This window comes from Dehalogenimonas sp. 4OHTPN (genome assembly GCF_040448695.1).
Classification (GTDB): domain Bacteria; phylum Chloroflexota; class Dehalococcoidia; order Dehalococcoidales; family Dehalococcoidaceae; genus Dehalogenimonas.
In genome coordinates this window covers 1,518,649-1,532,421 of record NZ_CP159307.1, presented here as the reverse complement: position 1 = coordinate 1,532,421, position 13,773 = coordinate 1,518,649, and the positions used below count along the sequence as shown (strand labels likewise).

The 13,773-nt window shown below is 59.8% G+C and carries 14 protein-coding genes; 4 read left to right on the top strand and 10 right to left on the bottom strand.

All coding sequences use genetic code 11. The annotated features are described in order from the left end of the window. Positions 1-42 precede the first annotated feature (42 nt). The 3 genes from purQ to pdxS all read right to left on the bottom strand — a co-directional run bounded on the left by purQ (position 43) and on the right by pdxS (position 4,703). A complete protein-coding gene (gene purQ, locus ABV300_RS07910) occupies positions 43-816 on the bottom strand; it encodes a phosphoribosylformylglycinamidine synthase I (protein ID WP_353714321.1) in 774 nt (257 codons plus the stop codon). Continuing rightward, on the bottom strand, positions 810-3,656 hold the full coding sequence (gene purL, locus ABV300_RS07905) for a phosphoribosylformylglycinamidine synthase subunit PurL (RefSeq protein WP_353714320.1): 2,847 nt from the start codon (positions 3,654-3,656) through the stop codon (positions 810-812). The genes purQ and purL overlap by 7 nt, the downstream gene beginning before the upstream one ends. A 153-nt stretch (positions 3,657-3,809) precedes the next feature. Further along, positions 3,810-4,703, bottom strand: coding sequence for a pyridoxal 5'-phosphate synthase lyase subunit PdxS (gene pdxS / locus ABV300_RS07900; RefSeq protein WP_353714319.1), 894 nt, complete (start codon positions 4,701-4,703; stop codon positions 3,810-3,812). 143 nt (positions 4,704-4,846) lie between these two features. Here pdxS and ABV300_RS07895 point away from each other — a divergent pair, with 143 nt between their 5' ends. Continuing rightward, complete coding sequence (locus tag ABV300_RS07895; RefSeq protein WP_353714318.1) at positions 4,847-5,554, top strand: CDGSH iron-sulfur domain-containing protein; 708 nt, start codon at positions 4,847-4,849, stop codon at positions 5,552-5,554. Positions 5,555-5,603: 49 nt separating this feature from the next. Here the strand turns inward: ABV300_RS07895 and frr are convergent, their stop codons facing one another. The 6 genes from frr to ABV300_RS07865 all read right to left on the bottom strand — a co-directional run bounded on the left by frr (position 5,604) and on the right by ABV300_RS07865 (position 9,672). After that, complete coding sequence (gene frr, locus ABV300_RS07890) at positions 5,604-6,164, bottom strand: ribosome recycling factor (protein ID WP_353714317.1); 561 nt, start codon at positions 6,162-6,164, stop codon at positions 5,604-5,606. Between the two features lie 4 nt (positions 6,165-6,168). Beyond that, entirely contained in the window at positions 6,169-6,894 is a 726-nt protein-coding gene (pyrH, locus tag ABV300_RS07885) for a UMP kinase (protein WP_353714316.1), read from the bottom strand. A gap of 70 nt (positions 6,895-6,964) precedes the next feature. Next, positions 6,965-7,372: an elongation factor Ts gene (locus ABV300_RS07880; RefSeq protein ID WP_353715383.1), complete on the bottom strand. Its 408-nt coding sequence runs from the start codon at positions 7,370-7,372 to the stop codon at positions 6,965-6,967. Between the two features lie 121 nt (positions 7,373-7,493). Further along, positions 7,494-8,267, bottom strand: coding sequence for a 30S ribosomal protein S2 (gene rpsB, locus ABV300_RS07875; RefSeq protein WP_353714315.1), 774 nt, complete (start codon positions 8,265-8,267; stop codon positions 7,494-7,496). 140 nt (positions 8,268-8,407) lie between these two features. Next, positions 8,408-8,818 carry a hypothetical protein gene (locus ABV300_RS07870; protein WP_353714314.1) on the bottom strand — a complete coding sequence of 137 codons (411 nt, stop codon included), beginning with the start codon at positions 8,816-8,818 and terminating at the stop codon, positions 8,408-8,410. A 56-nt stretch (positions 8,819-8,874) separates the two neighbouring features. Beyond that, complete coding sequence (locus tag ABV300_RS07865) at positions 8,875-9,672, bottom strand: type II CAAX endopeptidase family protein (protein ID WP_353714313.1); 798 nt, start codon at positions 9,670-9,672, stop codon at positions 8,875-8,877. A gap of 82 nt (positions 9,673-9,754) precedes the next feature. Between ABV300_RS07865 and coaE the strand changes: the two genes are divergently transcribed. Beyond that, positions 9,755-10,348 (top strand): dephospho-CoA kinase, encoded by a 594-nt coding sequence (gene coaE, locus ABV300_RS07860; RefSeq protein WP_353714312.1) that lies wholly within the window; start codon positions 9,755-9,757, stop codon positions 10,346-10,348. Here the strand turns inward: coaE and ABV300_RS07855 are convergent. Continuing rightward, positions 10,338-11,228, bottom strand: a complete 891-nt coding sequence (locus ABV300_RS07855) for a complex I NDUFA9 subunit family protein (protein ID WP_353714311.1) — start codon at positions 11,226-11,228, stop codon at positions 10,338-10,340. The two genes, coaE and ABV300_RS07855, sit on opposite strands and share 11 nt — an antisense overlap. A gap of 145 nt (positions 11,229-11,373) precedes the next feature. Between ABV300_RS07855 and amrS the strand changes: the two genes are divergently transcribed. Continuing rightward, positions 11,374-12,390 carry an AmmeMemoRadiSam system radical SAM enzyme gene (gene amrS, locus ABV300_RS07850; protein WP_353714310.1) on the top strand — a complete coding sequence of 339 codons (1,017 nt, stop codon included), beginning with the start codon at positions 11,374-11,376 and terminating at the stop codon, positions 12,388-12,390. Between the two features lie 58 nt (positions 12,391-12,448). Continuing rightward, on the top strand, positions 12,449-13,771 hold the full coding sequence (amrB, locus tag ABV300_RS07845) for an AmmeMemoRadiSam system protein B (protein ID WP_353714309.1): 1,323 nt from the start codon (positions 12,449-12,451) through the stop codon (positions 13,769-13,771). Positions 13,772-13,773 lie beyond the last annotated feature (2 nt).

The window sequence follows — 13,773 nt, the reverse complement described above, 5'->3', positions numbered from 1 at the left end:
ATTGTACATCCCTGATGCTGAAAAATAAATGGCCGGGGGGCATCAACCGCGCCTGGCGGCGTCGACGCCGTTCTGGAAAATCCTCAGCCCGGCGCCGGGTTCCTCGATGTTCCGGCGCGTCCAAGCGGGGTGCTGGGAGGCTCGGACAAACCGTTCCGGGTGAGGCATCAAAGCAAAGACCCGGCCGGTATCGTCCGTCAGCGCGGCAATGTTGCCCACGGAGCCGTTAGGGTTGGCCGGGTATTCAGCGGTCGGCCGCCAGTTAGCGTCGGCGTAATAAAATACAGCCCGCAGCCGGCTCAGGGTGGACGGCGCGGCAACCAGTTTGCCTTCCCCATGGGCCACCGGCGCTTCCAGCTGCTCGATGCCCTCAGTCCAGACGCAGCGGTTACCCGGGGTGCTGGACAGTTTCACCCACCGGCATTCAAAACGCCCGGAATCGTTATTGGTCAGAGTGACGTGAGGCAGTTCCTGCCTGGCCGGCCCGGGCAGGATGCCGGTTTTGATGAGCACCTGAAAGCCATTGCAGATACCTATAATCAGACCGCCGCGGTCGATAAACGCGGCAAGCTGCTCAAAAAGGCGCAGCCGCATCTCGTTGGCCTGTACCTTGCCGGCGCCGAGGTCGTCACCATAGGAGAAACCGCCGGGCAGTCCCAGGATATGGTAATCGGTCAGTTTTTGTGAACCGCCAATCAGTTCGTTCATGTGGGTTATCCTTGGTTTACCTCCGGCCATCTCGAAGGCATGAGCAAGTTCCCGGTCACAGTTGGTACCCGGCGCCCGCAGCACCATGACGCGCACTTCTTTTACCATTTCAGCGGCCTCTGCCAGGCGTTTTTCAGTTCGCTTAACGGCTGGTCGATGGCCAGGCTGCCGTTAAGCCCCTGGACCTTCAGGCGGGGGCTGCTGGTCACTTCGCCGATGAGCCCGAAGGCTGAACTTTCCATAATAAACTCAAAATCAGCCCGGTCGGCGGGCGCCACCTCCACCAGAAGCCGGGAATTGGACTCGGAGAAGAGGAGGCAGTCATCCCGCATGATGTCGCCGGGCTGGGGTACCCGGCTTAAATTTATCCTGGCCCCAAGCCCGCCGGCAAAGGCCATCTCTGCCAGGGCGACCCCCAGACCGCCTTCCGACAGGTCGTGACAGGCGCGCGCCAGGCCGCGGGCGGTAGCGGCGGACAGCCTTTGGTAAGCCGCCTTCGCCGATGCCGGCGCCACTGCCGGGGCCGAATTCCCTATGAAGCCGCGGGCGGCGTAATAAGCGGAACCGCCGAGTTCGGCTTTAGTTTCGCCCACCAGGTAGACCAGGTTCCCATCGCCTTTAAAGTCCATGGTCACCGCCCGTTCGGCGTCGGGCATGATTCCGATGGCTGAAACCAGGAGGGTGTGCGGGATGGAAACCACTCTGTCGCCGACCCGAAACTGGTTATTGAGAGAGTCCTTGCCGGAGATGAACGGGGTGCCGTAAGCCAGGGAAAGGTCAGCGCATGCCTGGGCGGCTCGGATCAGCGCGCCCAGGCTTTGCTCGTCCTTGACCGAGCCCCAGCAGAAATTATCCAGTAAGGCCAGTCTGTCGAGCGAACCGCCGGCAGCGACAGTGTTCCTGACGGCTTCATCGATGGCTGAGGCCGCCATGCGGTAGGTGTCAATCTCGGAGTAGGCCGGGTTAATGCCGCAGGCCACAATAACGCCTCGCCCTGAATCCAGCACCGGGCGGATGACGGCGGCATCTCCCGGACCGTCGGAATTTTGACCCACCAGGGGCTTCAGCAGGCTGCCGCCCTGCACTTCGTGATCGTACTGGCGGATGATCCATTCCTTAGAGCAGGTGTTCCAGCGTGATAGCAGTGTTAGCAGGTCGTCATCAAGCCGCGCCGGGCAGGGGAAGGTCGGTTCCGGGAAAGCCGCCGGCTTATAGGTTGCCTTGAGTTCGAGCTGGGGCCGCCCGCTGTGCAGGAATTCCATCTCAAGGTCGCAGACGAGGTTATCGTTAAAATAGAGCCTGAGTTTTTTATCAGAGGTAAATTCGCCGATAGCGGTGGCTTCCACGCCTTCGCCGCGGCAGATTTCCAGCAGTCTGTTGAAGTTTTGAGGCGGTACGGCCAGAACCATGCGCTCCTGAGACTCGGAGATCCAGATCTCGGCGTAGGATAATCCGGAATATTTCAGCGGCACTCGGTCGAGATAAACCGTGGCTCCGGTGCTTTCGCCCATCTCGCCAACAGCTGAAGACAGGCCGCCGCCGCCGACGTCGGTGATTCGGGTGAAGAGCCTTTCATCCCGGGCTTTCAGGATAGCCTCGGTCATCCGCTTCTCAACGATGGGGTTGCCAATTTGCACCGAAGAAAAAGACTGCTCGTTTGATTTATCGGACAATTCCTCAGACGAGAAGGTCACGCCGTGAATGCCGTCACGGCCGGTTCTGCCGCCCATTAAGACGACCAGATCTCCGGGAGACTGTTTACCCGGCTTGGCCGCCCAGGCCGGCATAATGCCTGCCGTGCCGCAAAAGACCAGCGGGTTGCCGGTGTAGCGGTCATCGAACAAGACGGCGCCGTTCACGGTGGGTATGCCCATGCGGTTGCCGTAATCCGCCACCCCAGCCCGGACGCCTTTGAAAACGCGGCGCGGGTGCAGCGTCCCGGCCGGCAGTTCCTCGTAAGCCATATCCGGTTCGCCGAAGCAGAAAACATCGGTGTTGAAAATCGGCCGCGCCGCAAGGCCGGTGCCGAGCACGTCCCTGATGACGCCGCCAAGTCCGGTGGCGGCGCCGCCGTACGGCTCGACGGCCGAGGGGTGGTTGTGGGTTTCGACCTTGAAACAGACGGCGTTCTCACCGTCGAAGTCGATGACGCCGGAGTTGTCCACGAATACTGACAAGCACCATGGTTTATCGAGCTGTTTCGTCGCCCGGGCGATGGTGGATTTCAGCAGGTTATCAATGACCTGCCCATTGAAATCGTATTTGGCCTTGAAAGTCTTGTGGACGCAGTGCTCGCTCCAGGACTGAGCCAGTGTCTCCAGTTCCACGTCGGTCGGTTTACTTCCTGCCTTAGCATAATATTCAGCGGCGGCCCTTACCTCGTCCGGCGACAGGCAGAAGAGCTTACCCACGTCGCACAGCGCGGCATCTCCGTCCGGCAGGTCTATTTGGCGGAGGTGGAAATGATAAACGGGATTTTCGCCGAAGATGACCGATTGTTCGTTTACCGCGTGCTGGACGATGGGGTTCAGGAGCAGGCGGTTGGTAATCAGGTCGAGCGTCGGCTGGCTGAAGCTGCCGCCCAGGAGATACAGCCGCCCGGTACGGGCGGCTTCAAGCGCGATACCCAGATCGGCGCCGGCTTTCAGAATGGTTTCTTCGACCGGGTCGGTGACCCCGGGATTGTGAGCGACCAATACGGCGCGGTCGGTGGTGGTTTTTTCCGCCGGCTCGTCGATTCGGAATGTTTCGGTCACCGGATCGGTCAGCGCTTCGCGGGCAATTGTCTCCGCCGACGCCCGGTCGATGCCGCCCTTCAGCCAGTAGACTTCAACAACCCGGGCGGAACTCACTCCGGACAGGTTCAGATCGGCGATGTCCTTGAGGAGAGCGGCGCCGCGGCGGTCCGGCAGCCCCGGTGCTGGCATAACGTCAATGCGGTAAATCAAGGCAGCCTCATTATAGCCAAAAACGCTCGAGGGGGCTAGGCAAATTACAGGCCGTCCGTACAACCGGAACCCGTCATTCCAGGGAAACAGGCCGCCGCAGAATTCGCTTTAAAGAAGATTGACGGATTCTACTTCGCGAAAAACGAATTGTGGCTACCAGCCCCGTTTGGCCAGCAATTTATCCGGAGCGATCTGTCCGATCTCGAGACCCGGCATGGCATCACCCAGGCTTTCCGAGACTTCAGCGACAATCACCGGGTCCTGATAGTGAGTGGTCGCTTTGACGATGGCATGGGCCCGGCGCGCTGGATCGGAACTCTTGAAAATGCCGGAGCCGACAAAGACGCCTTCGGCGCCGAGCTGCATCATCAAAGCGGCATCAGCCGGGGTGGCGATACCGCCGGCGGCGAAGTTGACTACCGGCAGTTTGCCGGTCTTATGAACCTCAAGCACCAGTTCTAAAGGAGCGCCCAGCTCCTTGGCGATGGCCATGAGAGTCTCTGGCGGTGCCGCGGTGACGCGCCGGATGCCTTCCTGCACCGCGCGCATATGCCGCACCGCCTCCACGACGTTGCCGGTGCCGGCCTCGCCTTTGGTACGGATCATGGCGGCGCCTTCGCCGATGCGGCGCAGCGCTTCGCCCAGATCCCGGCAGCCGCAGACGAAGGGGACTTTGAAATCATGTTTCCAGACGTGGTGAGCCTCGTCGGCTGGAGTCAGTACCTCTGACTCGTCGATAAAATCGACGCCCATGGCCTCGAGCACCCGGGCTTCGACAAAATGACCGATGCGGCACTTGGCCATGACCGGGATGGTCACCGTTTTCATAATGGCTTTGATCACCGTGGGATCAGCCATTCTGGCGACGCCGCCTTCAGCCCGGATATCGGAGGGTACCCGCTCCAGAGCCATTACGGCGCAGGCGCCTGCCTCCTCGGCGATGCGCGCCTGGTCCGGGGTAGTCACATCCATGATCACGCCGCCCTTCAGCATCTGGGCCAGGCCGCTTTTAACCCTGAAGGTTCCGGTGGTTATTTCCTGTTCCATAAATGATCCTTCTTTCAATCGGTGAACTATTATTCTACATTCCCGGGGCTGGTGTCGGCAACCGGGGTTTTATGCGTCCGCCGGATTGCGCCAACTGCGTCAGAGGGTTACCATATTATCAGTTCGTACAGGAGGCAGTCTTGATGAATGAAGAAACCCCGATACCGGCGGCTCCCGTTTACAAGATCAAAGTGACAGCCAACGGACCGTATATTGTCACAGGAGGCGTGCCGCTTTTGGAGTGGGTCATCTGCCATGACCCGGACGGGCACAGCCACGGCTGGCGGGAAGGCCGAAAATTCGAGGCCCCTTCAGCTTACGCACTGTGCCGCTGCGGCGGTTCGAAGTCCAAGCCTTTCTGCGACGGCTCTCATTTGAGTAACGGCTTCGACGGTACGGAAACCGCCAGCCGGGAACCGTTCGCCGCCCGGGCGCTGGAGCTTGCCGGTCCGGAACTAACCCTGTCGGAGGTGCCGATGCTTTGCTCCCAAGCCAGGTTCTGCCAGCGAGCCGGCGATACCTGGCATCTGGTGCGGAAGTCTGATGATGCCGTATCGAAAGAAATCGCCATTGAAGAAGCCGCCGAATGCCCATCGGGGCGGATTGTGCTCAGAGATAAAAGCGGCAAACTACTCGAGCCGCTCCTTCCGCCTTCAATCGGCCTCGTCGAAGATCCGGTCAAGGGCAGATCCGGTCCTATTTGGGTCCGCGGCGGCGTCGCCATAGAAGCCGCCGACGGCACTGTCTATGAAATCAGAAACCGGGTAACGCTTTGCCGCTGCGGCCATTCCAATAACAAGCCCTTCTGCGACGGCCGTCATGTTAAAGTAAAGTTCAGGTCGTCGGAATAATAAAAGAGACGCCCGGTCCGGGCGTCTCTTTTACTTGATTCAGGCTTCTCTAAACGGTGAGGAGTTCCTGTTCCTTGTCTTTGCCCAGCTTGTCCGCCTTGGCGATATATGCGTCGGTCAGCTTCTGGAGCTGGTCCTGGGACCGCTTGCAGTCGTCCTGGGACAGTTCCTTGTCCTTCTCCAGTTTCTTGATATGCTCCAGGGCATCACGCCGCAGGTTGCGGATGGCCACTTTGTCCTCTTCTACCCGCTTGTGAACCATTTTCGTCAGCTCAACACGCCGTTCCTGGGACAGCGGCGGGATAATCAGGCGGATGACCTGCCCGTCGCTCGACGGCGTCAGCCCCAGGTCGGATTTCATAAGGGCTTTTTCAACCTGGCCGACCATAGTGCGGTCCCACGGCTGGATCAGGATCTGGCGGGCGTCCGGGACCGAAATGTTCGCCAGGTGGTGAATCGGGGTCGGCGTGCCGGCGTAGTCCACCCGGACATGTTCGATGATGTGGGAAGAGGCGCGCCCGGTGCGGATGGCGGCCAGTTCCCGGTGCAGCACCTCGATGGATACCGTCATCTTCTTTTCGGCGCCCTGCAAGATCTCGTTGACAGTCATAATTCTAAGCCTCGCTCGTAATTAGTGTGCCGACGCTCTCGCCGCCGACGGCCCGCTTCAGGTTGCCCGGAGCCGTCATATCGAAAACGATAATCGGCAGCTTGTTCTCCAGGCACAGCGACAGGGCGGTGGCATCCATCACCTTGAGGCGCTTGGAAAGGGCTTCAAGGTGAGTCAGCCGGTCGAACCTGGAGGCGTCCCGGTGCTTCTGAGGGTCGGCCGAATAAACGCCGTCCACCCGGTTCTTAGCCATGAGGAGCACCTGGGCTTCGATCTCTATCGCCCGGAGGGCGGCGGCGGTGTCGGTGGTCATGTAGGGATTGCCGGTGCCGCCGGCAAAAATAACGACGCGGCCTTTCTCCAGGTGGCGGATGGCGCGCCGGCGGATGAACGGCTCGGCCACCTGCTGCACGGTGATGGCGGACTGGGTCCGGGTGGTTACGCCTTCTTTCTCCAGCATGTCCTGGAGAGCCAGGGCGTTGATGACCGTGGCCAGCATCCCGGCGTAATCAGCGGTGACACGGTCGATGCCGTCTTTGGCTACAGCCGCGCCGCGCCAGATGTTGCCGGCGCCGACGACGATAGCGACCTGGATGCCGTTCTGGGATAGGGCTTTGATCTGGAGGGCGATGCCGCGGACAGTGGGAATATCGATAATGCCGCTGCCGCTGCCGGCGAAAGCCTCCCCGGAGAGTTTGAGGAGCACCCGGTGGTACTTAAGTTCGGTCAAGTCAACTCCGGTCCCGTCGTTATTAAGCCGCGGCCTGATCCGGAGGGGCGCCGCAGCGCTGGCGGGTTTTTCAGCCGCCGAGTTCGAAACGGACAAACCTCTTCAGCCGGATATTCTCCCCGGTGCGGGCGATGGTATCGGTGATCAGGTCTTTGATCGTCTTCGAAGGATCCTTGATGAACGGCTGCGTCATCAGGCAGGCGGCACTGGCTTCCGCTTCGCAGTCGGCCGGTCGATCGGCTTCGGTGAGATACAACGGGCACATGGCGGCAACCTGCATAGCGATGTCATGGGCTAGCTTTTTGAATTCCTCGGTGCGGGCCACGAAATCGGTTTCGCAATTGAGTTCGATCAACGCGCCGACCCGGCCGCCGGTATGGACGTATCCCTCAACCAGTCCTTGGCCGGTTACCCGCTCCGCCTTTTTGGCGGCTTTAAGGAAACCCTTGGCCTGAAGGGTGTCGAAGGCTTTATCTATATCCCCCTGGCTCTCGATCAGGGCGTTGCGGCACTCCATGACTCCGGCGCCGCACTTTTCGCGCAGTTGTTTGACGGCTTCGGCTGATATCTGCAATGTCGTTTTTCCTTTGTAATTCTCGTTAGGCGGCGGCGTCCGCGTCGGCGGCCAGTTTCTCGTCGAGCTCGGCGTCGGGGGTCACCACCTGGTCAACCTCTATCTTGGACAGGTTTTCGCGGGCGGCGATAGCCATATCGGCGACCCGGGAAAGAATGAGCTTGATGGCACGCATGGCATCGTCATTGGACGGTATGGGATAGTCGATGCCCACCGGACTGCAGTTGGTGTCCACCATAGCCACAATCGGTATGCCCATGCGCTGGGCTTCGGCCAGGGCGATTTTTTCCTTGGTTGGATCGACGATAAAGACGACATCCGGCAAAGCGGTCATCTCCTTGAAGCCGCCCATCATTTTGTTCAATCTGGCCATTTCATCGGTTAGCTGCTGCTGCTCTTTTTTGGGCAGCCTGGCCAGTTCGCCGCGGGCTTGCTGGTCTTCCAGCCGAACCAGGTAATCGATGCGGTTCTGAATCGCGGCGAAATTGGTCAGAATGCCGCCGATCCATCGCTGGTTGATGTAGTACAGGCCGGCGCGTTTGGCTTCCTCGGCCACGATTTCCTGGGCTTGTTTCTTGGTGCCGACAATCAGGATCTTGCCGCCCTCGGCCACGACCCTCTGCAGGTATTCAAGCGCCTTTTCCAGCATCACCACTGTTTTTTCCAGGTCAATGATATGGATATCGTTGCGCTTGGTGAAAATGTACTTCTTCATCTTGGGGTGCCAACGGCTGGTCTGATGGCCGAAGTGTGCCCCTGATTCCAGTAATTCCTTAATGGTGGTGGTCGTGGTCGGCAAGTGAACTCCTCCTAAAAAATGCGCGCGTTTTTGCCAAGTTGCTAGTATAACACAGCAGTATAGCACAACGCCAAAATACGGAGCAACGTTCAGAAGCTGCCGGCGGCCGCCCGGATCATCCCGACCGGAGCCTCTCGCCGTCAGCCGGCCGGGCCGACTGCGTTCGGTTGTTGGCCGGTCGCGGCAAACTCCGGCCGCGCCAGCACCGTCAAGATCAAAGCCGGCACGCCGGTGGGGAAAAACAGGAACAGGCTGACGATGGCTCCGGCCAATCCCAGACCCCAGGCGCGGCGGCGGGTGGTGTACACCCCGGCAACGATGGCGAAGACCGAAAGTATCACCCCGAATACGCCCCAGAAGCCGACGAAAGCGGTGGTGAAGTCGATAAGCAGTTCTAATTCCGAAGGTGTCAACGACGGGTCCTGGAACTGCGGATCGGTGAGGATGGTTCTGATCATCGGCAGCAGGGCAAAAGCCAGCAGCGAGCCGACTATTCCAATAGCCCCCGAAACAATGGTCAGAATGCCGCCGGTGGTCGCTTTCTGATTCACTTTCTTGTCCTCATATGAAGGTTATTTTCTGGGCCATTCCAGAAAAGATCGAAGCGCTAACCGAAGCTTACCTGGATCATTGCAATGGCGTTCCACACCGCGTGCACTGTTATCGGCCCCCAGAGTGACCCGGTTTTCCATCTCACGATGCCAAGCACGATCCCCAGGGAGATAATAACCGCCTGGTCGAATCCGCCGTACTGGACGTGCAGCAGCCCCCACCATGCGGCGGGCAAACCCACTGCCAGTGCGGTGCCGTAGCGGGTGCCGCTGAAGCCCCGGAACATGAAACCGCGGAACAAAGCCTCTTCGAAAAACGGGGCCATGCCCACTGCGGCCAGCCAGGCGAATACCGGCCATACTCCCTGAAAAACTGACCCTGTCGCGCCGCCCGGTGATTCCCGGAACGCCGCATCGATTAAACCTGAAAGCAGCGCCAGCGCAACCGTCAGCAGAATGAGTTGGCCGATAGTTCTAAAAGGCAGGGGCTTGAGTGCCAGGTACTCTTTGATGGATGCGCCGTGCCTGGCTTTGATAAGCGCGCCGATAAGCAGCAGCGAGACAGCGCCGGAAAATATGATGGAGAAAACAATAACGGCGTTGAACTCGCTGCCGAACTCGGAAAAAATATAATCCGTCCAATTTAGGTCGGGGTCTGAGAGCAGCGCCACGTCGAGGGCGATGAACACCGCTAACATCGAGGCCATGCCGTTGACGGCGCCGATCAGGACGCTGAACCCCAGTGTCGGCCAGAAGCCCCAGGCGGGGATAACTCTTTTCGTGGCCGGCGCCGGCCCGTCAGCCGCGGCGCCGAGGCTGTAGGAGGCGTTGGGTCCGGTTACCATTTCAGCCATCGCCTCAGAATAACCTTAAGATACTTTGGTGTCAATCGCGTCTTGACTTTGAAACGCGCCGCCCCTAGACTTGAGCCTTGCTATGATAGTCATCGGCCTGACCGGAGGCATCGGCAGCGGCAAGACCACTGTCGGCGCCATGCTCAAGGAATTCGGGGCTGCCTTCATCGACGCGGACAAGGTCGGCCACCGGCTGCTGCGGGAAGACCACGACCTCAAATGGGCCATCGTCGCTGCCTTCGGCGAAGGGATCCTGGATGCCGATGACGCTATTGACCGTCGGAAACTGGCCCGGATCGTTTTCTGTGACACCGCGGCGCTTGAGACCCTAAACGCCATCACCCACCCGGCCATAAGCCAGGCTGTTTCCGAAGAAGTAGCGGAGTTCCGGTCGCAAGGCTTTAAAGTCGCCGTTGTTGAGGCTGCCCTGCTCATCGAAGCCGGCTGGATGCGGCAGACTGACGTAATCTGGCTGACGGCGGCGCCGCCGGAGGTAGTCTTAGACCGGCTGGTCAATAAAATGGGTTACACTGAAGCCGAAGCCCGAGCCCGCATCGCCTGCCAGACCTCGAATGAGGTGCGCCGGCGCTACGCCTCTGCGGTCATCGACACCGATCTCCCGCTGGCCGATCTGAGGCACCGGGTCGGGGAGCTCTGGCGGGCGCTTAAGTCTTGATTTTAAGGTAGCCCAGGCCGTCCCGGATGGGCATCGGCTTGAAGCCGAATTCCTTCTCCACCGCTTCCGGATCGGTGATGTTGGGGATTTCCATCGATTTAAATTCAACCATGGTTATCGGCGGGTTGCTGAGCAGCGCCTCCATGACCGCCACCCCCGGTTTCATCAGCCATCTCGGTACGTGAAGGCGGAAACGTTTTTCTCCCAGCGCGGCAAGGATATAGCCAATCAGTTCATCGTAGGTCATTATCTCCGGCCCGCCGATAGCTACGCTCTGGCCTATTTTTTGGCCTTCCAGCAGCTTCATCACGCAGTTTGCCACATCTCCCACCCAAATCGGCTGCAGCATGGTCTTGCCGTCGCCGGCCACGGGCACGATGAACGGCGCCATGTGTATTGACCGGAGCAGCGAGGCGATAAATCCGGCGCCTTCGCCGAACATAACCGAAGGCATCAGGATCGACCAGTCCAGCCCGCTGGCTTTAACCGCTTCCATGCCCAGCCATTTGGAGTTCAAGTACTTGTAGGCCGGATCAGGGGTGGCGCCCAGGGCGCCCATATGGATGAAGCGTCTCACGCCGGCTTTTTTAGCCGCTTCGACGACGTTTTGCGTCCCCTCAACATTTACTTTCTGGAAGCTGAACAGCCCTTTTTCCCTGATGACCGCCACCAGGTGGATGACGGTCTCAACACCTTCCATGGCATCGGGCAGGGAAGCCGGGTCGGTGACGTTGCCGATGGCCAGCTCAGCCCCGGGGGCTTTGATCCGCCCGCCGTCGGCGGCGTTGGTTACCAGGCAGCGCAGCCGGTGCCCCTCTCTCTGCAGCCTTGGTATCAGATGGCTGGCCACGAAACCGCTGGCGCCTGTAACAAGAATCATCTCTCAACCTCTTTCAGTAGAATTCGGCATCCAAAGTATAGCGTGCCCGGTGACCGGCCGTAAGGTGTTTTGCCGGAATATTTTGGCGCAAGCGCCGGCAACCATTTCAGGAGTCAGGTGCTATAATTTACCCAGGAGAATCTTGATGCGTCCAGCGCTTTTGTGGGAAAAGCTGGCGGGAAACCGGGTGAAATGCCGCACCTGCCAGTGGTACTGTAAGATCAACGCCGGCAAAGCGGGCGTCTGCCGCATGTATTTAAATCAAAGCGGCGAATTGTTCAACCTGAACTACGCCAAGATTTCATCCGCGGCTATCGATCCTATTGAGAAAAAGCCGCTTTACCACTTCCATCCCGGGACTAAAGTCTTCTCGCTAGGTTCATGGGGCTGCAACTTCCACTGCCGCGGCTGCCAGAACTGGGAGATCGCCTGCCCGGAGGACGGCGCCTGCCTGGAGCGTTCCCGCGAAATGCCGCCGGCCGAAGCCGTCGCCGCGGCGCAGAACTCCGGCTGCGGAGGCATTGCCTGGACATATAACGAGCCGTCGGTGTGGCTGGAATACACCTTTGAATCCGCCAGACTGGCTAAAGCCAAAGGCCTGTACACTGTATATGTCACCAATGGCTATGCCTCGGAGGAGCACCTGGACGTCGTCGGCCCCTATCTGGACGCCTGGCGGGTGGACGTCAAAGGCTTCAGCGACGACACTTATCAAAAGATCGGGCGCATCCCTCATTTTGAGGGCATTCTCTCGGTCGCTGAACGGGCGAGGCACAAGTGGGGCATGCATGTAGAGGTAGTGACCAACGTCATCCCCGGCATCAATGACGATGACGCTCAAATCTCCGGCATCGCCGGCTGGATCGCCGCCAGGCTGGGCAAAGACACGCCGTGGCACATCACCCGTTTTCACCCCCGCCGGCAAATGCTGGACTGCCCGGCCACGCCGCTGGAGACGCTGGAACGCGCCTACGCGCACGGCAAGGCCGCTGGCCTGAACTTCGTCTACCTGGGTAACGTGCCCGGCAACGGTCATGCCAATACCACCTGCCCCGTTTGCGGCAAGACCGTTGTCGAACACTCCGGTTTTTACGCCAGGCTCATTGGCCTCGACGGGGACAGGTGCAAATATTGCGGCACAGCCCTGAACTTCCGGGTTTAGATAAGCCAGGATAAAAGGTAGAATAACCGAACACCAACCTGCGAGTAAGGAGGGGACTATGGCAATGATCAGGCAGCCCATCGCCTCCGGCCGTTTTTATCCCGACGCCGCCGGCAGCCTCCGGTCACTGATCGAGACATTTGTTGAGGAGGTCGAGGATAAAATCGACGCCATCGGCATTGTCTCGCCTCACGCCGGCTACATCTATTCCGGGGCGGTCGCCGCATCGGTTATCGCCCGCATCGAGCCGGCCGACACCTATATCATTCTCGGTCCCAACCACACCGGCATGGGTAAGCCGTTCTCGATCATGACCGTGGGCTCCTGGCAGACGCCCCTCGGTGAGGTGTCAATTGATTCAGCCCTGGCACAGAACATCCTGGCCACCTCTAAGTACCTTCAGGAGGACCGCACCGCTCACCAGGGGGAGCACTCCATCGAGGTGCAGCTGCCGCTGCTGCAGTACTTCAGGCCGGATCTTAAGATTGTGCCTATCATCCTGGCCGTGGCAACTCTCGATATCTACCGCGAAATCGGCGCCAGCATCGCCCAGGCCATAAAGGAGGCCCCGGGTAAAAAGGTCGTCATCGTCGCCTCGTCCGATATGTCGCATTACGAGCCTCAGGAGGCGGCTTCGGCCAAGGACCGCCGCGCCATCGAGGAAATCCTCAAGATGGACGAGGCGGCTTTGCTGGACCGGGTAATCAGGGAGCGCATCTCGATGTGCGGCTACGCCCCGGTGGTGACCATGCTGGCCGCCGCCAGGGCGCTGGGGGCCAGGAGCGCCGAACTGGTCCGCTACCAGACCTCCGGCGATGCCTCAGGCGACTATTCCTCCGTGGTCGGCTACGCCGGGGTCATCGTCCGCCGTACGGAAATGTCGCCGCTGGTGAAGCTGGCCAAAGACACCGTCGAGGCATATGTCAAAGAGCGCAGGATCAACAAGCCGCCGGAAGAACTGACCCCGGAAATGAAGGAGAGGGCCGGCGTTTTCGTTTCCATTAAAAAGGATGGCCAACTCCGCGGCTGCATCGGCACCTTCGAGCCGTCGCGGCCGAATGTGGCCGAGGAAATAATCGTCAACGCCATTTCCGCCGCCACCCGCGACCCCCGCTTCCTGCCCATCACGCCGCAGGAACTTGAGCGCCTGTCTTACAGCGTTGACGTGCTGACTTCGCCTGAGCCTGCGGTGTTCGCGGAACTCGATCCCAAGAAATACGGCGTCATCGTCGAATGCGGCTGGCGACGCGGCCTGCTGCTGCCTGACCTGGAGGGGGTGAATACCCCCCAGGAGCAGATTGATATCTGCTGCCAGAAGGCCGGTATTTCCCCCGGCGAGCAGCTGAAGCTGTCGAAATTTCAGGTGAAGCGGTACCGCTAAAG

What these genes read in the sequence shown, in the direction of transcription:
- ABV300_RS07855 (WP_353714311.1), bottom strand. Translation starts at nt 11,228, where the DNA reads ATGATTCTTGTTACAGGCGCCAGCGGTTTCGTGGCCAGCCATCTGATA.
- ABV300_RS07895 (WP_353714318.1), top strand. Translation starts at nt 4,847, where the DNA reads ATGAATGAAGAAACCCCGATACCGGCGGCTCCCGTTTACAAGATCAAA.
- coaE (WP_353714312.1), top strand. Translation starts at nt 9,755, where the DNA reads ATGATAGTCATCGGCCTGACCGGAGGCATCGGCAGCGGCAAGACCACT.
- ABV300_RS07865 (WP_353714313.1), bottom strand. Translation starts at nt 9,672, where the DNA reads ATGGCTGAAATGGTAACCGGACCCAACGCCTCCTACAGCCTCGGCGCC.
- amrB (WP_353714309.1), top strand. Translation starts at nt 12,449, where the DNA reads ATGGCAATGATCAGGCAGCCCATCGCCTCCGGCCGTTTTTATCCCGAC.
- purQ (WP_353714321.1), bottom strand. Translation starts at nt 816, where the DNA reads ATGGTAAAAGAAGTGCGCGTCATGGTGCTGCGGGCGCCGGGTACCAAC.
- frr (WP_353714317.1), bottom strand. Translation starts at nt 6,164, where the DNA reads ATGACTGTCAACGAGATCTTGCAGGGCGCCGAAAAGAAGATGACGGTA.
- amrS (WP_353714310.1), top strand. Translation starts at nt 11,374, where the DNA reads ATGCGTCCAGCGCTTTTGTGGGAAAAGCTGGCGGGAAACCGGGTGAAA.
- pdxS (WP_353714319.1), bottom strand. Translation starts at nt 4,703, where the DNA reads ATGGAACAGGAAATAACCACCGGAACCTTCAGGGTTAAAAGCGGCCTG.